At 56.5% G+C, this 22,219-nt stretch carries 14 protein-coding genes; 7 read left to right on the top strand and 7 right to left on the bottom strand.

What is annotated here, in order from left to right:
• Positions 1-64: 64 nt before the first annotated feature.
• Together FHS18_RS22725 and FHS18_RS22720 are read right to left on the bottom strand one after the other, a co-directional pair.
• Complete coding sequence (locus FHS18_RS22725; RefSeq protein ID WP_183602673.1) at positions 65-1,396, bottom strand: FAD-dependent oxidoreductase; 1,332 nt, start codon at positions 1,394-1,396, stop codon at positions 65-67.
• Between the two features lie 654 nt (positions 1,397-2,050).
• Positions 2,051-2,671 carry an NAD(P)-dependent oxidoreductase gene (locus FHS18_RS22720; RefSeq protein ID WP_183602672.1) on the bottom strand — a complete coding sequence of 207 codons (621 nt, stop codon included), beginning with the start codon at positions 2,669-2,671 and terminating at the stop codon, positions 2,051-2,053.
• A 256-nt stretch (positions 2,672-2,927) separates the two neighbouring features.
• On the opposite strand from FHS18_RS22720, the gene cysK reads away from it, so the two are divergent.
• From cysK to FHS18_RS22700, 4 genes are all read left to right on the top strand, one after another.
• Positions 2,928-3,860, top strand: a complete 933-nt coding sequence (cysK, locus tag FHS18_RS22715; RefSeq protein ID WP_183602671.1) for a cysteine synthase A — start codon at positions 2,928-2,930, stop codon at positions 3,858-3,860.
• Between the two features lie 327 nt (positions 3,861-4,187).
• Complete coding sequence (locus FHS18_RS22710) at positions 4,188-6,743, top strand: beta-mannosidase (RefSeq protein WP_183602670.1); 2,556 nt, start codon at positions 4,188-4,190, stop codon at positions 6,741-6,743.
• A 168-nt stretch (positions 6,744-6,911) separates the two neighbouring features.
• Complete coding sequence (locus tag FHS18_RS22705) at positions 6,912-9,521, top strand: hypothetical protein (RefSeq protein ID WP_183602669.1); 2,610 nt, start codon at positions 6,912-6,914, stop codon at positions 9,519-9,521.
• Positions 9,522-9,534: 13 nt separating this feature from the next.
• A complete protein-coding gene (locus tag FHS18_RS22700; protein WP_183602668.1) occupies positions 9,535-10,056 on the top strand; it encodes a DUF402 domain-containing protein in 522 nt (173 codons plus the stop codon).
• A gap of 121 nt (positions 10,057-10,177) precedes the next feature.
• Here FHS18_RS22700 and FHS18_RS22695 read toward each other — a convergent pair whose 3' ends face one another.
• Positions 10,178-10,606: an organic hydroperoxide resistance protein gene (locus FHS18_RS22695; RefSeq protein WP_183602667.1), complete on the bottom strand. Its 429-nt coding sequence runs from the start codon at positions 10,604-10,606 to the stop codon at positions 10,178-10,180.
• A gap of 250 nt (positions 10,607-10,856) precedes the next feature.
• Between FHS18_RS22695 and FHS18_RS22690 the strand changes: the two genes are divergently transcribed.
• Entirely contained in the window at positions 10,857-15,005 is a 4,149-nt protein-coding gene (locus FHS18_RS22690; RefSeq protein ID WP_246427848.1) for a choice-of-anchor I family protein, read from the top strand.
• Positions 15,006-15,126: 121 nt separating this feature from the next.
• Positions 15,127-15,390: a YqkE family protein gene (locus FHS18_RS22685; RefSeq protein ID WP_183602665.1), complete on the top strand. Its 264-nt coding sequence runs from the start codon at positions 15,127-15,129 to the stop codon at positions 15,388-15,390.
• A gap of 137 nt (positions 15,391-15,527) precedes the next feature.
• Here FHS18_RS22685 and FHS18_RS22680 read toward each other — a convergent pair whose 3' ends face one another.
• The 4 genes from FHS18_RS22680 to FHS18_RS22665 are packed head-to-tail and all read right to left on the bottom strand — an operon-like array spanning position 15,528 to position 19,655.
• Positions 15,528-16,661: a GerAB/ArcD/ProY family transporter gene (locus FHS18_RS22680; RefSeq protein WP_183602664.1), complete on the bottom strand. Its 1,134-nt coding sequence runs from the start codon at positions 16,659-16,661 to the stop codon at positions 15,528-15,530.
• A gap of 20 nt (positions 16,662-16,681) precedes the next feature.
• Positions 16,682-16,882 (bottom strand): hypothetical protein, encoded by a 201-nt coding sequence (locus tag FHS18_RS22675; RefSeq protein ID WP_183602663.1) that lies wholly within the window; start codon positions 16,880-16,882, stop codon positions 16,682-16,684.
• A gap of 23 nt (positions 16,883-16,905) precedes the next feature.
• Complete coding sequence (locus tag FHS18_RS22670; protein WP_183602662.1) at positions 16,906-18,084, bottom strand: Ger(x)C family spore germination protein; 1,179 nt, start codon at positions 18,082-18,084, stop codon at positions 16,906-16,908.
• Positions 18,081-19,655: a spore germination protein gene (locus FHS18_RS22665; protein ID WP_183602661.1), complete on the bottom strand. Its 1,575-nt coding sequence runs from the start codon at positions 19,653-19,655 to the stop codon at positions 18,081-18,083. Before FHS18_RS22665 ends, FHS18_RS22670 begins: the two co-directional genes overlap by 4 nt.
• A gap of 214 nt (positions 19,656-19,869) precedes the next feature.
• Here FHS18_RS22665 and FHS18_RS22660 point away from each other — a divergent pair, with 214 nt between their 5' ends.
• On the top strand, positions 19,870-22,125 hold the full coding sequence (locus FHS18_RS22660) for a GDYXXLXY domain-containing protein (protein ID WP_183602660.1): 2,256 nt from the start codon (positions 19,870-19,872) through the stop codon (positions 22,123-22,125).
• Positions 22,126-22,219: the final 94 nt, after the last annotated feature.

Below are 22,219 nucleotides of genomic sequence, written 5' to 3'. Positions count from 1 at the left end.
GGAGTAAATCCCCGGTGGCTTTTTCATAGATACGGTTCCCGCAAAGGGACGAGCCCAGTTGCGCTTAGCCGATGGCTTGGAGGCCCGCTTGGTTCAGCAGGTTCCATGGCTTGTTATAGTGCGGTTGGAAGAAGAAGTCCACGAAGCTCAGCTCATCCATCGTCATGCCGTTCTGGATGCACACCGACAGCGTGTTAATGGCCTGTGTCAGATCCACTTTCGACAGCACCTGAGCTCCGATGATGCGGCCGGTCTGCTCGATATAGACGACTTTCAGCAACACCTTCTCGAAGGTTGGCATGAACTCCGGACGATAGTTCTCGTTCAGCGTAACGGCCTTCACTTTCATGTCTGCGGCGAGCGCGGCTTGCTCGGTCATGCCGGTCGAAGCGATATTGTAATCGTAGATCTTAATGCCCGATGTACCTTGCGTACCCATGTAGCGGACGGTTGGCTTCACGAGGTTGCGGGCCACGAGCGTTCCCATCCGTACGGCATTGGTAGCCAGCGGGATATAGGCATGCGTGCCAGTAGGGTTGTAGTGGATCGCGCAGCTGTCGCCTGCGGCGAAAACGTCTTGGTTGCTCGTCTGCATGTATTCATCGACGATGATGGCGCCGTTCGGCAGCATATCGACTTGGCCTTTCAGCAGCTCGGTATTCGGGCGGAAGCCGATGCACAGAATAACCAGATCGGTATCGAAATCGCCATTCGTCGTTTGCACCCGCGTTACGCGGCCTTGTTTGCCTTCGAAGCCGATGACCGTTCTGCCCAAGGCAAGCCGGATGTCGTGTTCTTCAAGCGCGCTCTCGGCCATGTTCGTGAATTCCGGATCGAGGTACTTGAACATCGTCCGATCCATGTTATCGATCAAGGTGACTTCTTTGCCAAGCAGCTCGAACGCTTCGACGAGCTCAATGCCGATGTAGCCGGCACCGACGACGGTAATGCGGTCCGCATGTTTGGCCTTCTCGATAATCGTCTGGGCGTGGGCGTAGTTTTTGCAGAGCAGGATGTTCTCTTGCTCGATGCCTGGCAGATTCGGGATGATCGGCCACGAGCCGGTCGTCATAACGAGCTTATCGTAGGTGTCGACCAGTTCTTCATTGGTCTCGAGATTGCGCACATGAACGGTTTTGGCTTGCGTATCGACTGCGAGTACATCATGCTTCATGTGCGTCGTTACGCCGGCTTCGGCTAGCTGCGCAGGGCTTGCGTAGAACAGCTTGTCGGCTTCCTTCACGACGCCGCCTACATGGAGGGCAATGCCGCACGAGAGGAACGAAATGTTGTCGTTACGCTCATAGACCGTAATTTGCGCTTCAGGATGATATTTGACCATTTGCGTGATAGCTGCTGTTCCGGCATGTGTACAACCAATAACGATTACTTTCATAGTTAATTCCTCCTAGGATGAATAATCAATGGATTTCATATTAAATGTGATTAAATTCACAAAGTAGCCAGTAAGCAATGGTTGTGATTTAATTCACAATCTAAGGTATAGTTCGTTACCGGCAGAGGAAGAAGGCGATAAGTACCTGCCTCATCACGCCCGATTCTGGTTTTAAATGCGGGCTAGTTGCAGCAGTTGGCTTATTGTTCTGCCATTCGATGACTGATTATGCGGCGGCACGTTGGCTAAACTTGCTATCGCGTGCAGGGAGCTGATAGTTACTACCGTGCTGTCTTGCTGCTTAGCGATCGAAGATTAATACTCGCTTGCCGCTTGCTTGCCGCTCGATCGTACTGCTTATTGTCGGCTGCTACTTGCTTGTGATTAATTTCACAACCTCTTGATGACTTAATCATACGACTACTGTGATGAAAAAGCAATAGGTGTTTTTCAAGTTTTTGAATTTACAAAAAAGAATACGTTTCAGGACTATTTATCTCGCGTGTCTCATCGGAATGAAACGCGCGTCATGCCTTCGAACATAGTATCAGCCACTTGTTCCATTTGCCAGGCAAAAAAGAGGCGGGAATAGCGGATCTTTCCGAGCTATAGCCGCTCTTGATTCGACTGCTCCCGCCGTAGCCTGTCTTTATCTTAGTACGCAATTCCGACTCGAGCAGCGAGAAAATCCGTGCTCTGAAGCTGCTGGAAAGCAAATTCGGCGGTATCCGGAACCGAAATTTGTTTCCCTTCTTCGGGCAGTCTATTGCGAGCGATACGATAGACGCCGGTGTATTCGCCATCGGGCAAGTAGGTCGGGCATACGATCGTCCAATCAAGTCCGGATTGCGCCAGCGCCAGATAAAACCGGTGATGCTCTTCCGCTGCCCGCGTCAGCGTTCGCCTGGACTCGCTCGATTGATAGCGGAGCAGGCCCGGCTCGGCCGTACTGTCGAGAATGCCCGCGGTGCCAATCGTGATGATCCGCTTCATTCCGCATTGGTTCATCGTCTCGATCAGGAGAGGCGCAGCTTGGGACAGCAACTCGCCGCCGTCGGTATTAAGCGCGCTAAGCACGGCGTCCGCCCCTTGAGTCGCCGCCATAAGCTTGGCCGCTTCCAGCACATTTCCTTCTATAATCGTTAATCGCTCCTCGGCTTGAGGCAGCTTGTCCGGCGCTCTTACAAGCGCGGTGACTTCGTGGCCTTCGGCAAGCGCGAGCTTCAGCAGGTGCTGCCCGACGCGTCCGGTAGCGCCTAACAAGAGTAGTTTCATCAAGGTCCATCTCCTTAGCTATCCTTATTCCGTGCATTATACCGGAGCTTGTACGGTTGAGCCAGCTATTCGTTAGGTAATGCTTGCGAATGGCCGCTTCGCTTCCAGTAGCAGCGGTTATCTTTCTCCAAACGGTTCGAGCATTGAAAGCAGAGTTGCGGGAGATGCTGTAATTTGTGGCTTGAAAACCTTTCATGGTATAGTGGTGGGGCGCTAAGTTAACAGATAGGATTAACAGATTATAGAGGTGATTGGTTTGCGTATCGCACAAAATTTAACGGAGTTGATCGGGAATACCCCGCTGCTCAAACTGTCTAACTTCGGCGAAAGCCAACATATACAGGCGAATCTGGTTGCTAAGCTGGAATACTTCAATCCCGCGGGCAGCGTGAAGGACCGGATCGGCTACGCAATGATCAAGGATGCCGAGCAGCGCGGCCTGCTGAAGAAGGACTCCGTCCTCATCGAGCCGACGAGCGGCAATACCGGCATCGGGCTTGCTTTCGCCGCGGCGGCACTCGGCTATAAGCTGATCATTACGCTGCCAGAATCGTTCAGCATCGAGCGCAGGAAGCTGCTCACCGCGCTTGGCGTCGAGCTGGTGCTCACGCCGGCGCAGGAAGGCATGGCTGGCGCGATTCGCAAAGCCGAGGAGCTCGCGGCCGAGATCCCCAATGCGTTCATTCCGCAGCAGTTCGAGAATCCGGCAAACCCGCAGATTCACCGGGAGACGACGGCCGAGGAAATATGGCGCGATACGGATGGAACGGTCGATATATTCGTCGCAGGCGTAGGTACGGGCGGCACGATCTCCGGCGCCGGCGGCAGATTGAAGGAGCTGAATCCGTCGCTTCAAGTCATCGCGGTCGAACCGACGGACTCCCCGGTCCTATCGGGCGGCCAGCGTGGCGCCCATCAGATTCAAGGCATCGGCGCAGGCTTCGTGCCGGGCAATTTCGATCGCACGGTCGTCGACGAGATCGTAACGGTCGGCAATGAAGAGGCGATGGAAACCGCGCGCCAGCTCGGCCGTAAGGAAGGGCTCCTGGTCGGCATCTCTTCGGGCGCCGCGGTGTTCGCCGCGATGCAACTGGCGAAGCGTCCCGAGAATCATGGCAAAACGATTGTCGTGATGCTGCCGGATACGGGCGAACGTTATTTGTCCACGCCGTTATTCAAAGAAGAATAGGATCGACGCGAAGGAAAGACGCTTCTGATTGGGGAAGCGTCTTTCCTGCGTAAAGACGCAGGAATGGAGAAGTTACGCCTTCTATTCCCGGGATGAAATGCACCTGAACCATCGGATATTCCGCCGGCTTGTTCGTCTTATTCGAGCGCTTTTCTTGGGCCAACCTAATTTCATGCCAAACGAAGACTAAAAAGTTATGGAAGTTAGCAAAAAACTATTAGGAAGTAAACCTACTTTTTGTTAAAATGGTAGTAGTTTAACCTAACGAAATGGTTTGAATAATAAGGTCTCATACATGAGGATAGGAAATTAGGGAGGTTACAAAGGATGAGCGAACTTAATTTGAAGCTTGATGCCTGGACATTCAAAGCCTGTGACGAGCAAGAGTGGCTGCCGGCCCAAGTACCAGGCTGTGTGCATACCGATCTGCTCAAGAACGACCGGATACCGAATCCGTTCTACGGAACGAATGAACGCCTGGTCCAATGGATCGACAAGAAGGATTGGGAATATACGGCCGCTTTCGATGTGCCGCAGGAATTATTCGCGCAATCGCGCCTTGAACTTGTTTTCGACGGTCTGGACACGTATGCGGACGTCTCGATCAACGGCACGCGGGTCATCTCCGCAGACAATATGTTCCGCACCTGGAAGGCGGATGTGAAAGATCTTCTTAAGTGCGAAGGCAATGTCGCGCATATCCGCTTCCGCTCGCCGATCCAGCAGGATCTGCCGAAGCTTGAGCAGCTGGGCTACGCGCTGCCGGCGTCGAACGATCAGTCGGACGTTGGGGAGCTTGGCGACAAGAAAGTGAGTATTTTTGCCCGTAAGGCGCCATATCACTACGGCTGGGATTGGGGACCGCGTTTCGTCACAAGCGGCATCTGGCGCGAAGTTCGTCTCGAAGGCTGGTCGGATACGCGCATTACCGATATCTATATCCGCCAAGACAACATAACAGCAGCTAACGCGAACTTTACCGCAATCGTGGAGATTGAATCCGAGACCGCTTGGGAAGGAACGCTGCGCCTTGCCGCAGACGGCTACGCGTGGGAGCGCGAGGTCAAACTTAGCGCCGGCGCGAACAAGGTCGAACTGCAGGCAGACCTTGCGAATCCGAAGCTGTGGTGGTCCCGCGGCTTAGGCGACGCGCATCTGTACTCCTTCGAAGCCTCGCTGGCTGAAGGCGAGACGGTTCGGGCGTCGAAGTCGATTCGTACCGGCCTGCGCAGCATCCGCGTCGTCCGCGAGAAGGATGCGCACGGCACGTCGTTCTATTTTGAAGTGAACGGGGTGCCGGTGTTTGCCAAAGGGGCGAACCACATTCCCAACGACAGCTTCCTGACCGAGATTACGTATGCGCGCTACCGCCACGAGATCGCGACTGCCGCCGAATCCAACATGAACATGCTTCGCGTCTGGGGCGGCGGAATCTATGAAGACCGGATGTTCTATGAGCTGTGCGACGAATACGGCATGCTCGTCTGGCAGGACTTCATGTTCGCTTGCAGCATGTATCCTGGAGACGAGGCGTTCCTGGAGAATGTCCGCCTGGAGGCCGAAGAGAACGTGAAGCGCCTGCGCAACCACCCGTCGGTCGCGCTCTGGTGCGGCAATAACGAGATCGATATCGCATGGGGGAATTACGACGAGAACATCGGCTGGGGCTGGAAGCAGCTGTATACGCCGGAGCAGCGCGAGAAGATGTGGGCGGATTATGAAGCGATCTTCCATCGCATTTTGCCTGAGGCCGTGAACAAGATGATAGCCGGAACCGACTACTGGCCATCCTCGCCTATGCAGGCACTGACCGGCGATGCGTCGCAGCATGCTACCAATTCGTCGACTAGTGGCGATATCCACTACTGGGGCGTCTGGCATGCGGTCGAGCCGCTCGAGAACTACAACGTTCATATCGGACGCTTCATGAGCGAATACGGCTTCCAGTCGTTCCCGGAATACAAGACCGTGCGCGAGTATGCGGAAGAGAGCGACTTGGCGCTGGAGTCCGAGGTGATGCTGGCGCATCAGAAGAACGGGCGCGGCAACAGCCTGATCAAGGAATACATGGATATGTACTTGCCGGAGCCGAAGGATTTCCCGTCGTTCCTGTACATGAGCCAGCTGCTGCAAGCAGATGCGATGCGTTCCGCGATCGAAGCGCACCGCCGCCGCAAGGACTTCTGCATGGGGACGCTGTACTGGCAGATGAACGACTGCTGGCCGGTTGCTTCATGGGCCGGCGTCGACTACTATGGCCGATGGAAGGCGATGCAATATCATGCCAAACGCAGCTTCAAGGACGTATCGTTGTCCATCGACGGCACGAGCGGGACGCATGTGAACTTCCACGTCATCACCGATTTGCTGGCACCGATCTCCGGCACGATTGACGTTCAAGTGCTAACCTTCAGCGGCGAAGTGCTGAAGACGGTTGCGATCGCGGCTGAAGCTGCGGCGAATTCGGCACAGCAGGTCGCTTCGCTTACCGTGGAAGAACTGCTGGAAGGCCGCGAGCCGGGCAGCGTGCTGTTGCAGGCCGTGCTGAAACAAGGCGGCGAGGAACTGGACCGTAAGGAACACTACTTCGTGCCTGCCAAAGACATCAAGCTTGCGGCGCCGACGATCCGGATTACCGAGGTGGCAGGCAGCGGCGGCACGCAGTTTACGCTGACGACCGATGTGTTGGCCAAGCAGGTGTGGATCGCTTCGGAAGCCGAAGGGATCTTCAGCGACAACTTCTTCGACCTCGTCCCGGGCGTTCCGGTGACGGTCGGATTCCAAGCCCGCCAAGACGGCGCAGCGGCATTCGCGCCGGCTTCCCCGGGGACGATCGAAGTTCGTTCGATGGCAGATTTTATTAACTCGCTCGTTAACGCATAAGTCGGCAGCAACGGCATAGGCGAACCTGAGCCGACCCGAGTGATTCGGGTCGGCTTTTCGCGTTGGGCGAAAGTTTCGGTAACGGAAGCGGGCTGAGATGGTAGGTGTAACTATTTGGAAATACTAAGCGTCAAGTAGGAAGTCGGATCCAACGCAAGGAGGTCAGGGATGACAGGACGACAGCTTAGCATCGTTATTGCGGGAAGTTTGCTCCTCGTTGCGCTTATCCTGCTGCCGGCTGGGGAGGAGCGGGAGACATCCATTTCCGTAGCGGTTGAGGCACCGGAGAGTTTGCAGCCGGTAGCGGAGCAGGAGGCGGGGCTAACGCATTTTGATCAGCTGATGGTACATATCGCTCGCTCAGATAGCGGGTTCACGGTGACGTTCGATAATCGGCAGGCGCCGGTTGTACTGGCTACGACAAGTATTGGCAGCAGAATTGTACATACCGTGGTCCGAAAGGAGCGCGAACGAGCGCGGAATCTGATGTGGACGGCTTATGACGCGGTTGTCCTCAATCCCGATACGGGAGAGCATAAGGTTTATCCGCTGTATGAAACACCCATAACCGGCAGCGGCGATGCGTTCGCCATCCGTCGGCTTAACGACCAATTTGGATGGTTCATAAGAACGGCAGGGGGAAGCGGAAGGATCGATTACGAGATCGTGCGGATCCGTCTGGACACCGGCGTTCAGGAAGTGGTCGCTAGCGGATTATTCGCGCAGGAGCGTCTCGCGAGCGATCGTTCAGGCGACGGAATCGTCGGCATTCATGAGAGGCGAGCAGACGATGGATCCGTTCATCAGATCATGCTCACTAGTCAAAGTGGCCGCGTGCAGATGGTTCATATGAATGCAGGACCGTACGAGCATGCTTGGGAGGGGCTGTACGATGCTTACTTGGATTCCGATGATGGCAATCCGCAAGACCGTATCGATCCGTCGCCGGACTTAACGCGCTTCTTGGCGCAGACCGCATCAGGAAGTGAGGTCGAGCTGTTCGATATTGTACGTGCTGTGCCGATCGCCTCAATTCCAGTAGGGCCGAACAACGCAGCAGCAAGCTCGCGCGCAGTATGGAATGCGGATGGCAGCATGTTCTACTTGATGGAGGACAGCGGTCATGCGTCAGCAGGTGTCCGCTTCTATGACCGGGACGGTCAGCTCGTCCGTACGTTGGACTTCGCTGATACGAAGAGCCGCGGACAGGTGGACGTATTCGGTTGGGCGGACGCGGAGTCCGTCTGGCTTGCACGACCAGAATCCGAGAAGGACATTGCCTACTGGCTCTACCAAGTCCGAACCGGCGAACAGCTGTCCTATCGGAGGGCAGCTTCATCTGCCTCCTTGCGGACGGCTAGCGCGTATGCAAAGGGTCTGGATCGGGAAACGGTTCTGCTGGCCGATCATGTCCAGCGCATCGTGTGGGAATCTCCGGCAGAGGCTGTTGCATTCGGCGTGCATCAGGGAGATGCTTATGTGCAATTTGGCACCGATATTGGCGGCTATGTCATGCGCTGGGACGGCAAGGCCGCGCAGTGGCGCTGGAAGGCGTCCGTTCCGGAATATGACTGGGGCAATGCGCGTTCCGCGCCAGTCATTCATAACGATCAATGGCTCGTGTACACCCGGCACGCGGGAACCGTAGGCGATTCGCTTGCCTATGTCAAAATGCAGGACCACGTTGCGGATAGCGAGGACGGGTTACCGGTTGCGCCTCTAGAAGACACCGGCGTGGAAGCTTGGACGTGGTGGACGCAATCCGATCGTTATGTGCAGTCAAGTAAGCCAGGCGCACTGCGAGTAACCGGATTTTCTCGTTACGGTGAGATCCAGCTGAAGTCGAAGGCGGATGAAGTGAAGCTTCTCTACGACGTGCAAAACCAGTACCATGGCAGCTATTCGGTGACGTACACCGATGAGCGGGGCGTTAGCCGACCGCTGCCGGATGCCGGGGAACTGACGCTGAGTCAGCCAGACGAAGAAGCGCAGATGGAGCGGATTGAGCTCGATGGTATGGATATCCTCTTGTTGCACACGAACGCGTTCCTATTTAACAAGGGCTTCGAGAAAGATTATAGTGCGGTGCTCGTCTATGCGGTGACGGATCAGCATGAGGCTTATCCGCTTCGAATCCGCTACGCCGATGCAAGCGAACAAGAGGAGACCGCCGCCCATTGGCTATTGAATGACAATGCGCCCGTCATCGTTCACGAGGACCGCTTGCTTGCTCACGCCGGACTTGACGGTCAGCGCTTCGAGGTGCAGGCCGAAGTGGACGCGGTCCATCAGGAGCTGCGTATCGTCGAGCTGCGAAACGTAGAGAAGGAATATGCGGCGCTCTATAAGATCGTCAGCCGGTACTCGCATCTGTTCGAGCAATCGCTCGGATTGGATGAAGGCCTTAATTTGCCGGAAGGACGTATGGATGAACCCAGATTGCAGCGGCTCATCCTGGAGCAGGCCAGCGCGAATCCGGGTTATCGGATCATGAAGCGGGAATTCGAGGAAGAGCGCAAGCAGAACCCGCTGCGCGAGTTCGCTTGGGAGCCGATCGATTACCGATTCGTGTCGCCGGATACGATCCAAGTGACGTTCACGCTGAACCTTTTCTATGCGATCGGGCAAGCGGCCCATATGGAGGCGGTCCTGAAGCTGGTGGACGGCGTATGGCGATTCCATGATTTCGGGACGCTGATGACGGAGAAGCTGCGAGGGAACGTGCCGCAGCCTGAGCTTAATGGTATCCTTGTTGAAGATACGCTTAAGCTGGATTAGAAAGGAACGAATCATGAGTCAGTCAGCATTCCCCAAGATTACTATTCAAGCCCTGAAATACGGCGACCGGCTCCACTACGAGTGGGAGACGCAGCTGCTCGAGCGAACGGATACCCATGTCTTCGTGCTCGCCGAGCGGGGACGCAAGCTTCATCATTACACGAAGCAGAAGGTCTTCACGATCGACCGCTGGACGATCGAGTTCTTCAGCTCGGCCTACTGGTTCACGGTGAGCGCCGACGTCAGGGACGGCAACATCGTCCATTATTATTGCAACATCAATGAACCGGCTATTATTGCCGAGAATGCCGTGTCGTTCGTGGACCTGGATCTCGATCTGCTCGGCGAAGACGGCCAGTGGCGCGTAGTCGACGAGGATGAGTTCGAGCGCCACAGCATTGCGTTCGGCTATCCGGAGGCGTTGATCGCGCGGGCGCGGTCGGAGCTTGCGGGGTTGCAGCTGCGGATTGCGCAGCGGCGGTTTCCGTTCGATGGCACGCTGGAGCGCTTAGCGGCGCAAGTGCCGAGACATTAGCCGTGTATGGCAAAAAAGCATCGCACGATCATCATGGATGACGTACGATGCTTTTTCATATGCGTGGGGGAGGTTCGCCGCCGCTATGGACATGCTTACGGGATCTAGGCTGTCCGCACGGTTAGCGTTGCAGCGGCTCAGCCTGGACGACTTTTAGCTCCACGACAATATTGCCGCGGGTCGCATTGGAATACGGGCACATCTGATGCGCCGCCTCGGCCAGCTGGTGCACTTCTTCGTCAGCAAGTCCGGGAATGGCGATCTCGAGCACGACGCCCAGCCTGTATGTATGATGCTCGTCCTTATTAAGCGCTACATGGGCCGTCACCTGCGATTCGGTCGCGTCGACGCCTTTGCTTCTGGCAATCATCTTGAGCGCGCTATGGAAGCAGGCGCTGTAGCCGGCGGCGAACAGCTGCTCCGGATTGGTGCCGTTCGTCTGTCCCGGCATCGGCATGCCCAGCTTCAGATTGATCTGACCGTCATCGGAACGAACGAAGCCGTCCCGTCCGCCGTGCGAAGTGACATGTGCGGTATATACCGTTTTCATCAGAAATCTCTCCTTTATCGATAGCTTGTTCGGTCCTATTTACCCGAATGAACGGGGTGATGAATCGCAGGTGGCTCTGACAATATATGCGGTTTACAAAAACTTCATTCCAGCTTCATGTCCCCTTTACATGGAATCATTAAGCTTCTTGTTAAGATAGCTCGCGCATGGGCACAGCGACGCCTCTCATCCGGCTGTGTGATCCAAGCTGTATGCGTGTTCATTACTTGAGAACAGGAGTGGGATGACTTTGAACAAACGTAATCGGCAAAAGCTGGCAGGTGTGCTGGCGGCAGGGATGATGGTGAACGCTGCCCTTGCAGGCGGACAATCCGTATGGGCGGAGGATACGGCCATACCGGTGGTGAAGGTTGGTACTCCTTACAAAGCGGACGGAACGTATGACGTATCGGTGCCGCATGTCATCATTAATCAGGTGTATGGCGGGGGTACGAAGGATGCAGACGATACTTATATCTCCAATGGCTTCATTGAACTATATAATCCGACGGATAGCGATATCGTACTGGACGGATGGTCGGTGCAGTACGCCTACTCTTCCACTCCGAAAACCGGCGTTTCCGGCGATTGGTCCAAGCTGAGCCTGACGGGCACGATTAAGGCCAAATCGTTCTTCCTTATCGCGGCCAAGCCGACAGGCGCTTCGGCAGAGAACAAGAAGGTCGATATTTCGGACCCGAATTACTATGATCAAGGCTGGCTAACGACATATATCAACAACAAGGCGCTTAAAGTCGTGCTTATGAGCAATGACGTGCTGCTCGCGGCGGAGAACAAGAATCCGTTCGCAGGCAAGACGGCAGGTTATGTGGACATGCTCGGTACGGCTGGTAATGATGAAGGAAGTAAGATTGACGGTTATGAAGGTACCACCGAATTGGACTATCCGACAGGTGATGCGGAAGGCAACTCGAAGAAAAAAGCGCTGCGCCGCGTCAATTTCATCGATACGGACAACAACCGGACGGACTTCGATGTCGTCAATTACAGCACGGCGACGAATCTCGATGAGGTTCGCCCGCGCAGCGGCAAGGAATTGAAGCTCGCGATCACGACCAAGACCCTGCTGGAAGCTTACGCTGGCATAGCGTATACAGCGACGATCAGCGTTGAAGGCGGAACGGCGCCGTATCATTACAGCGCAACCGGGCTGCCGGATGGCCTGACGCTGAATGCGGATACGGGCGTCCTGTCCGGTACGCCAACCGTTGAAGGTTCGTCCGACATCGCGATTACGGTGACCGACAGCGCGGCGACGGCTGCGACCTCGAACGTATCCTTGTCGCTCAAGGTGAACGCGGCTCCGGAGGCGCCGATCGAAGACCAGATCACCATGACCAAGATCGGTTCTTATGACGTCGGCACGACGAACGCGAAAGGCGGCGTGGCGGAGATCGTCAAGTACAACGCCGACAACGGCAAGTTCTATCTCGTCAATGGCTCGGGCAACCCGCCAAGTCTGGAGATCGTGAAGCTGAATGCTAACGGCACGCTGACGCATGAGAAGCAGATCAAGGTGCAGGACTTGGCCGAGACGAACGGGTTTGCCTATGGTGATCTGACGAGCGTGGACGTCAATACCACGACGGACCGCATTTCCGTATCCGTCCAAGAGGCCGCGCCGAATAAGCCGGGCAAAATCCTCGTGCTCGACTACGACGGCAACCTGCTCCAAACGTATGAAGCGGGCATTCAGCCGGATATGATCAAATCGACGCCGGACGGCCGTTACATCCTGACGGCAGACGAAGGCGAGCCGCGCACGTCGGCGATCGATCCGGAGGGCAGCGTCACCGTTGTCGATACGACGAAGAAAACCGTTTCGCACGTCAAGTTTACGAATCCGGCTATTATCGATGATAACGTTCATATCCGCGGCAAGGACGGCGACGGTCAAATTACGACTTCCGGCACTAAGGCAGATGCCGTGTTCGACCTGGAGCCGGAATACATCACGTTGTCTGCAGACGGCAAACAAGCGTACGTCTCGCTGCAAGAGAACAACGCGATTGCGGTGCTCGATATTGCAGGCAAGTCATTTACCGCGGTCAAGAGTCTGGGTTTCAAGGATCTGAGCGATCCGAAGAATGCGCTTGATCTGGACAAGAATGGCAAGATCAATCCGGAGAATGTACCGTTCAAGAGCATGTACATGCCGGACGGCATCGCTTCGTATACGTTGGACGGCCAGACGTATGTGCTGACCGCGAACGAAGGCGACGTGACGGAGTGGGCAGATCGTGAGGGCGATGCAGCCGACCGGAAGAATGGCGCTGATCTGAAGGACGTCAGAGATAATCTGGCAGAGGGATCGGCAGCGGCGGAATTCCTTGCGCTTCCGGAGAACGCGACCAGGTTCGACAAGGTCGAAGTCGCGACCGATATGGGCAACGACACCATCTACATGTTCGGCGGCCGCTCCTTCTCGATCTGGAATGCCACGACGATGGAGCAGGTGTTCGACTCGGGCAACGATTTCGAGACGATCACCGCGCAGCGTCTCCCGGCTTATTTCAATGCGGGCAATGACGATGCCGAACTGGACAGCCGCAGCAGGAAAAAAGGGCCTGAGCCGGAGGATGTTAAAGTAGGCAAGGTCGGCAGCAGAACGTTCGCGTTCACGGGCCTGGAACGGATCGGCGGCATCATGACGTACGATATTACGAATCCGGCGAACCCCGTGTTCATGAATTACACGAATACGCGCGATTTCAATGCGGATCTGGACACGGATTCGGCGCCCGAAGGCCTTGAGTTCATTCCGGCGGCAGACAGCCCGACAGGCCGTCCGCTCCTGCTCGTCGCGTACGAGGTCGGCGGCAAAGTATCGCTGATGGAACTGAATGTGACGAAAGTGACGCTCGACCATAAGACCGTGGCGCTGAAAACCGGCAGTAAAACGGCTCAGCTCACGGCAACGGTGGAACCGATGGAAGAGGGCGGCTCGACGAACGTAACATGGTCTTCTTCGAATACGTCGGTGGCAACTGTCGATGAGCAGGGGAAAGTCACTTCGGTCGCGGCAGGTACGGCTATCATTACGGCATTGTCCGCTGACGGCTACGGCTCGGGACAAGCGGTTGTGACCGTAACGGCGGCGGATACGGGGGCGAACTTCCCAGGCGATCTGACAGGTGGCTCGACAGGCGGCACAACCACGCCAACCGAGGGCAATGGTTCAGGTAACGGCACAACGACAACCGACGGCGTGACAACCGCAGCTGTCAGCGTTCCAGCAGTAACGGGCACAGATGGCAAGGCTACGGCGGCAGTTGGCAAGGAGACGATCACCGAGGCGCTGGGCCAACTGGCGCAAGCGGGCGGTACGTCCAAGGCGCTGGAACTGAAAGCGACTGCGCCTGCCGATGCGAAGCAAGTGAGCTTTACCGTTGCTGGCGACGCCTTCAGCCAGATCGCAAGCAGCGGCGTTCAGCACGTGACGTTGAATGCGGGATTGGCTGAGCTCACGCTGGATGCGGCTACTTTGGCGGCTGTAGGCAATGCGGGCGCAAACGGCGATGTGTCGGTATCCGTAGCCGTGGCACAGCTCGGAGAAGGCGCATTGAACCATCGCCCGGTCTATGACTTTACGATCACGGCGGGCGGCAAGGCGGTAACCGCCTTCGGCGGCGGAGCGGTCTCGATAGCGGTACCGTACGCACCGGCGGCAGGCGAAGATCCGAACGCAATCGTGATCTATTATGTGAAGGACAACGGAGAGCTGGAAGTCGTCACGAACGGCCGTTATGATGCAGCGACGGGTGCCGTAAGCTTCAGCGTGGCACATTTCTCCCGTTATGCGGTCGGTTATAACAAATTGTCGTTCAGCGATTCCGCGAACAGTTTCGCTTCGTCCGCGATTACGTACCTGTCTGCGCGCGGCGTTATTACCGGCGTAGATGCGACTCACTTCGCACCGGGCGATCATGTTACGCGTGCTGACTTCGTCGTATTGCTCTCCCGTCTGGCAGGGGAAACTCTCGGCACTAGCGAAACCGCATTTGCGGATGTATCGCCTCAAGCTTATTATTCCGGCGCCGTAGCATGGGCGGTCCAGCAGGGCATCGTCAGCGGGATCGGAGACGGGGTGTTCGATCCGCTCGCTTCCATTACCCGGGAGCAAATGGTGACGATGATCGTGCGCTTCGCCGAGGCAACGGGCTATGAACTGCCGAAGACGACGGTTGCCATTGCATTCGCCGATGCCTCGTCCATCGCTTCCTTCGGGCGTAAGGCTGTAGAGGCGGTACAGATGGCCGGCATCATCAGCGGCAAGCCCGCTGCCGGCGGCGGGGTGAATTTTGCGCCGAAAGATACGGCAACCCGTGCGGAAGCAGCCATGGTATTGGCGGCGCTGCTGCAAGGCATGTCCGAGTAATTGAAACAAGGTAAGAACGCAAGGAGGGCGCCGGAATCGGCGTCCTCTTCGCGCTGCGCGGCAGGGGCGATCAAGCGCGGCAAACATGCTATAATGAGAAGCAAGGAATCGAGGTGATCGTATGGCCAAGAAGAAGAGAACGGCTCCCGCCCCGCGCGCAGCAGAGGCGCAGGACAAACCGACGACGCTAGCCGATCTGTTGAAGCCCGAGATGCTCAGCAAGCTGAAGGAGCAGGCAAGCGAGATGAAAGCGACGGAGGAGCGGCGCAAGGAAGAGGCGCGGCTGAAAGCCGAGGAAGAGCGTAAAGCGGAGCAGAAGCGACGCGATAACGATTTTTCCTATCTGCTCGAGAACAGCAAGATGGACTGGCGCAAGCACAAGTAAGGCGGGCGCCTAGCAGCGCTCTTGCCTAAGCATACCGGGAGGCGCTTACGCCCTTTTAAGAGAAACCCACCCAGATGTTCGTCTACCACAGGCGAACATCTTTTTCATTATCGCTTAGCGTCTTGTCGTCCTATGAATTATGAATCAGCTGCCGGAGCGGCGGGTTCCGGCGTATGCTTCTTGCCGGCGATTCGGGCTCTTAACGTGGCGATCAGCAGGTACAGGAGCGGGATGCATTGAATCAGCCAGGCGTACCACGTCCAGAACATTCGGGTGAAGAGCGGCAGCTCCGACAAGCGCGAGACGATGTGGAAGGATAACGCGCAGGTAAGCGCCGTAACGGTCAAAGATAATGGGCGTAGATCTTTCATCGCCATAAGCTGGCCTAATGTCAGCGTAGCCAGATACACGTACAAGCTGATTTTGATCGTGACAATCGGGAAGAGCAGCACAAGCAGGAATGGGTCCAAATTCTCCAGAAAATCGCTGACCCGGATATACCGCAGCTGTTCCGCGATCGGGAAGACCATGTTCCCGGCCACCAATGGCCCGAATGAAAGCAGAATCGTAATGAGGTGGCTCAGGGATTGTACCGCAAAGAAGGCGAAAGCCGCTATCAAGGCATGCTTCATGCGCTTCTCCTTGGCGAACAGGGGAGCCAGGAACAAGATAAAGATGGACTCGCCGAACCATGGCGCGCAGAATATCCCGCCTGCAATCGCCTTTGGCAGTTGCTGCGCATTCATATGGGTGATGAAGGCAATGAGCATGTCGGTCTTAAGCGGCATCGTCGCGGACAAGCCGATAATGATGAAGAAGGTCGGGAACACCATTAAGGCAAAATATTGCCCGATGTATGCGATCGTTAGTATCCCGTACCGGACGGCAATGGCCGTTACGGTGCAGAAGAGCGCCGCAATCGCGATATGGGGCGTCTGCGGCAAATACATGGCATTCACTTGAAACGTCAGTCCGCGCAGCTCGAAGGCGGCGCGGCTCAGGAAATAGATAAAGAAGGCGAATACGGCCAGACGATGAATCACCTTGCCCGTTATGGCCGAGCCATCGGCCAGGAAGTTATGAGCCGGCAACCGAAGCGCTAGCTTCAAGGCCATCAAAGTCAGCAACAAGCCGATCGAACAGCCGATTAGAAGACTTACGGGCGATACGAACCCGGCTACGGGGATGACGGTTGACATGACGTTGGAGATATTCCCCACGTTTGCCACGCAGATCAGGGTGAAGATGAGCCCCGGCGTTAATCGATTCATCGTGTTCACCACGCTTTCTGTCAGGCCAATGATTGGAGAACCGCGCTAACCCATTTCGTCAAGGAGGGCAGGGGGGACAACGATAGCAGCACACTGTACATGAATACAAAGGCAAGCAAGGCGAAGACTTTGATATAGGTCTTGCGTTTCCGGTTATGCAGCTTCAAGTATCTGAACTCCACGTAAGCGATTAGCGCGAATATGACCACGAGCATCAGCATGATTATCCCCCTATCCGGACTTCCTATTGCCTGGGCTGTGTATTGCGAATGATCTGCCCGGGCAGCTCGAGCTTCGTCTCCACATCCACTTCTAATTGAACGTCGTTCCGATAGACCTCATCCCAATCGCTCTTCCAATGACTCCATTGCTTGGGCTTGTACCAGTTCAGATAGGCGGCCAGCTCGAAGACGTCGGCCCCGACCTGCTTCGATTTGTCGAAGGCAAGGCGCACGCGCGATTGAATATCCGCATTGAAGAGCTTCTCCAATGCCTCCAGCTGCCGGGGATCCGCCAGATCCGCGGCCGAGTCCGAGGAAACGATCTGGGCGACAGGCTTCATCTTGGCATGGAAAACCGGTTTCCCTTGCACGAGCTTCGGCTTAATCTTGGTCGTCGTCCGATGGACGATAATGCTGATGGGCTTGTCGTCCACCGGGGCGTTGATCGTAATGACGGCGTCTTTCATCCGGTCCATGAGCCACATCGCGCCCCGCATGCCTCGTTCGGGTATCGTGGCCGCAAGCTTGCCGTCCTTGAAGTAGACGCCTCCGTCGGAGAGCACGCGTTTCTTGACCTTGCCGAAATTCTGACTCTCTCGAATATCCAGCCTCCCGATAATGAAGTCGTTCGTATATTCGCGTGCCATCAGAATGTCGCGGACGCTCGTATCGAGCATGACCCTGCGATTGGCGAATTCCCGGAAGACATCGGACGGGAAGGTCTCGAACCTCGGAATAATCTCGGACACATCCTTTGCTTTGCCCGGCGCCACCATCACGAACGTTTTAATGGGAAATTGCGAATTGCGCGAAGCGAACTCAATGAGCGGCTCGATGCCCTGCCTCGCGAAGCCATCCCCAATGATGATGGTTTTGATCTGGCCCCAATAGATTTCCCGGGAGAGGTCCGCGTTCAGCTCGCGATAGGCATCGGCGATCGTTCTCCCTTTGGCTGTGATAGGGCCGAACGGCGGTTCGTTGCTCGCCCCGCCTCCTGAGCTTCCTTCGCTGGTTAATTGATTAGGCAGCGGGAGGCTGAGTGTCAGTTCTACCTTGCCGTCGGGAGCGGCGTCCACATACATCGTAAGCACGAAAGCCCTGTCATTCACTTCGACGCGCGACCAGCAGCCCGCCAGCGGAACGGTGCAGGCGAATAAGGCGAGTATGCGAAGGAAACGGCTACATCGAGGATGCAGGCTCAATCGGAATCCTCCTCATTACGGGGGCTCCTGCGGTAAGACATGCGCTTACCCGGAGCTGCCCCGAATAGCGTGGGGCGTTCTTCCATGTACCGTCTCGAGGAACGCCAGAATACGTCTTTCATCTCGTTCATGGACAGCGGCGCGATCGGCGCGAAATACGGGATGCCGAACGAACGCAGCGACACCATGTGGAGCATAATGATCGTAATGCCGGCCCCGATCCCAATGACGCCGAAGTTCGCGGCCAGGAACATGATCGGGAAGCGGAGCAGCCTCAGCGACAGCCCCATGCTGAAGTTCGGCACGATATAAGAAGAGATGCCGGACAAAGCGACGACGATGACCATCGGTGCGGATACGATGCCGGCTTTAACCGCCGCTTCCCCGATCACGAGCGCCCCGAGAATGGATACCGCTTGCCCGATGGACGACGGAATGCGTATGCTTGCTTCCCGCAGCGCTTCGAATGTAATCTCCATAATGAGCGCTTCCACGATTGCAGGGAACGGCACGCCCTCCCTTGCCGCGGCAAGGCTGATGAGCAGTGAGGTCGGAATCATCTCGGGGTGAAAGGTGGTCAGCGCGATATAGATGGACGGCAGCAAGACGGCCAGAATCAAATACAAGAACCGGATCCAGCGAATCCAGCTGGAAGTGAAGGTGCGCTCGTAATAGTCCTCAGCGGATTGGATGAAGACGAAGAACGTCGCCGGCGCGATGAGCGCGATCGGCGTCCCGTTCGTCATAATGATGACGCGGCCTTCCAGCAGGGCGGACGATGCGGTATCCACCCGCTCGGTGTTCTGCATCTGGGGAAAGACCGACAAGGGATTGTCTTCGATGCACTCTTCCAGGTAACTGCTTCCAATAATGCTGTCGATCCGGATGTTCTCGATTCGCGAGCGTACTTCTTCCACCAGCTCGGGCTTGCATAAGCCTTCAATATAAAAAACGACCACGTCCGTCTTCGTGTACTCGCCTACATGCAGCTGAAGCAGCTTGAGCTCCGAACGTTTCACCCTGCGGCGGATCATCGTAATATTCGTGCCGACATCCTCGACGAACGCCTCGCGCGGGCCCCGGATGACGCCTTCGTTCTTCGATTCGCTTACTTGCCGCTTCTCGAACGAGGCGAGCGGGTACATGGCGATACGAGGTTCCTCGTCGATCAGCAGCACGATATTGCCTTCGAGCACGGCATTCAGCGCCGAGCTAAGCCGGGTATCGATGGCACAGGCCGCGACCGAGAGCTGGCGCGTCTCGAAGACCTGGCGTACCAGCTCTTCTCTGGAAGAAGCGGAGCCTGGGGCCGTGAGCGCATGCAGGATATTATCCTGCAAGGTCTCCAGATCGATCATGCTGGCGATATAGACGACGGCGCAGGGCAGCCCGCCCGCAGCCTGGAACTCATGGATGATCAGATCGAAGGCGGGCTGCATCTTTGCATGGATCCATGCGGTACGGTCGTGCAGGGATGCGCCAATGCCGGGCTCCTCAATCTCGGCCGGAGCGGCGGTGTTCGCTAGATCAGACGTTTGGGAACGATGCAGGATAGAACGGAAGAAGGACATGGCGGATTCACCTCGACTGACGCAACTGAAAACATTATTTGCCACGCGAGGTCTTTCTATGTAAAAGTCGCGCGGAGTTGCGTGTTCGTTTAAGCGGTTAATGACCGGGGTACCAAGAAAAGATGGTACTTACCGATCCGAAGCGGCAATGGATATACTGTAGCTACGAGGGGCGGCTGAAGGATGGGCCGTCCACATGCAGGAGGTTACATCGATGAGGACAAATTACGGCATCCGTACCGCATATACGCTTGGCGCCGCGATGGTGGCGGCCGCGATCATTTATTTCTTCGCTTCCGGCTGGGAAGCGCTTGGACGAACGGCGCAGATTACGCTTAGCGTCCTGCTGACCGCATTATTCTACGGAGCGGCCTATGCGTTGTCCGCCAGTCCGCGCACGGCATGGCTCAGCAAGGTGGCGGCGGTCACCGGCTGCATCGCTTTCGGCGCGAGCGTCGCCCTGGTAGGACGCATCTACAACTCCCACGCGGACAGCTACGGACTGTTCTTGCTCTGGAGCGTTCCGGCGCTTGGGTTCGCGATCGTGACCCGGTATTGGCCGTTCAAGCTGCTGGCGTTCATACTGCTCCATATCACCGTATATGCTTACGCAGACGTTGCGCCATGGTTGATGAGGGTCGAGGATCCGTATGCCTGGCTGGTTGTTGCGGCAGTCATCGCAACGATCAACGTTCTGCTTTACATGTGGCTTGAGCGGAAGCATTCAGGCGAGAAGCTGATCACCACCCTTACGCTGCTGATGGTGTGGGCCCAGCTGATCATCCTGTCGAACAGCCTTATTTTCGACGACGCGGGCCTATGGCTGAATATCTTGTTTGCCGCATGGGCGCTGCGCTGCATCTTGCATGCGCTTAACTCTCAGGAAGAGGGCAAGCGGCTGCTGACGATCGCCGGCGTGTTCATCGCTTTGTTCGCCATATCCAAATATATCGAGCTTACGATTCACTATTGGAATTTGTCGTTCTTCGGCCTTGGACTCCTCTTCGTTGCGGCGCTGCTGGTCGGCTGCACGTGGTTCATCCGCTTCCTGAATCGGTACTATGACGGGCCAACCGAAGCTGGCGCGACCCAGAAGGACGATCCGTCCCGACCGGCGGATTCGGATACCTTGGGCAGCGAGAATCCTGCGCCTAAACCGCGCCGCAAACCGGCGTTCGACGTTCAAGGCATCCTCTGGTCGGTCGTCTCGGCTGTCGGCGTGCTGATCGGCTTCAGCAGCCTGGTCGGCATGATCATGATCATCGCCGAAGATGCGGCGCAGCACGTATTAGCTTTCGTAAGCGTGGCCTTGGTGCTGGCGAGCATGCTGCTGCGCGCAAAACTGCCTGCTCCGGTACGTTTTACCGTATCTCTGATCGCGGCCCTGACGGGAACGGTCATCATCGTCGGCACCGAATCGATCGCTTACGCGCTGCTTTATCTCGTCTTGACCGTCTTCGTGTGGTTGCGTACGGAGGGAAGATTCGGTCCGGCCATGTTCTACCTGCTGGCGAATATTTATGTCTATCAGCTGGCGGATCTGGCGTTCCCTGATCCGTACGATCGGGGCTGGAACCTGCTCGCGCTGCTGTTCGTGCTCAATCTCATCGTATTCGGGCTGGCCTGGAAAGGGCTGCTCGGAGCCGCTAAGTCCAAGCATCAGCAGCGCGTTGCCTATGTAGCCCTGCTTGGCCTGGGCCTTATGCTGACATGGGACGATTACGGCAGCACCTACCGCCATCTGGCGGCAAGCATCATCTTCTTCATTGCGTTAACGGCCTTGCTGATCAGCCAGGCACAGCGCAGCCAACGCTTCTACTTCCGATGGGGCGTGGCGGCTTGGAGTCTGTTCCTTGCGGTCAAATATTACGAGACGGCATGGAAGCTGCTGCACAAATCGTTCAGCCTGGCCTGCGCCGGCCTGATCGTCATCGGCATCGCCGTTTGGCTGGACCGCCGCTCAGGCATCTCCTCCCTGCAGGAGACTTCCTTCATGCGGACGGCACGCGCAACGGTTGCCACGCTGTTGGTTCTGCAGGCATTGCTGCTCGGCGCAGCGATCTATACGAATGAGGCGGCGCTTCGCGGCGGGACCGAGATTACGCTGAAGCTTGCGCCAATCGATCCTAGATCAATGCTCCAAGGCGATTACGTTCAGCTGCGTTACGATATCTCCACGGTGCCGAATCCGGGCGCTGAGGACGGAGACAAGATACAGGTCGTCCTGAAGCCGGGGCAAGATGGCGTCTATGTGTACGACCGTCTGTACAAACCGGGCGAGGAATTGGGAACAGGCGAGGTGGTGCTGAAAGGGACGCGGAAATACGCGAGCGAAGTGACCTACGGCATCGAGAACTATTTTATTCCGGAAGGGACGGGGGCGAAGGTAGAGGAGGAGGCCAAGTATGCAAGGGTGATCGTCAGCCGTTCCAGCAACGGGATGATCGTCGAGCTGCTGCCGAAGCCGTGAGTTCTTCTTCCCATTAGCTTCCCGCGAACAAGAAGGCACCTTGTATCAGCAGCGACCTCGTTACGGGGCGCTGTGCTGCTCAAGGTGCCTTTTG

This window comes from Paenibacillus phyllosphaerae (assembly GCF_014192105.1).
Taxonomy (GTDB): domain Bacteria; phylum Bacillota; class Bacilli; order Paenibacillales; family Paenibacillaceae; genus Paenibacillus_Z; species Paenibacillus_Z phyllosphaerae.
This window is presented reverse-complemented; position numbering and strand designations above follow the sequence as displayed.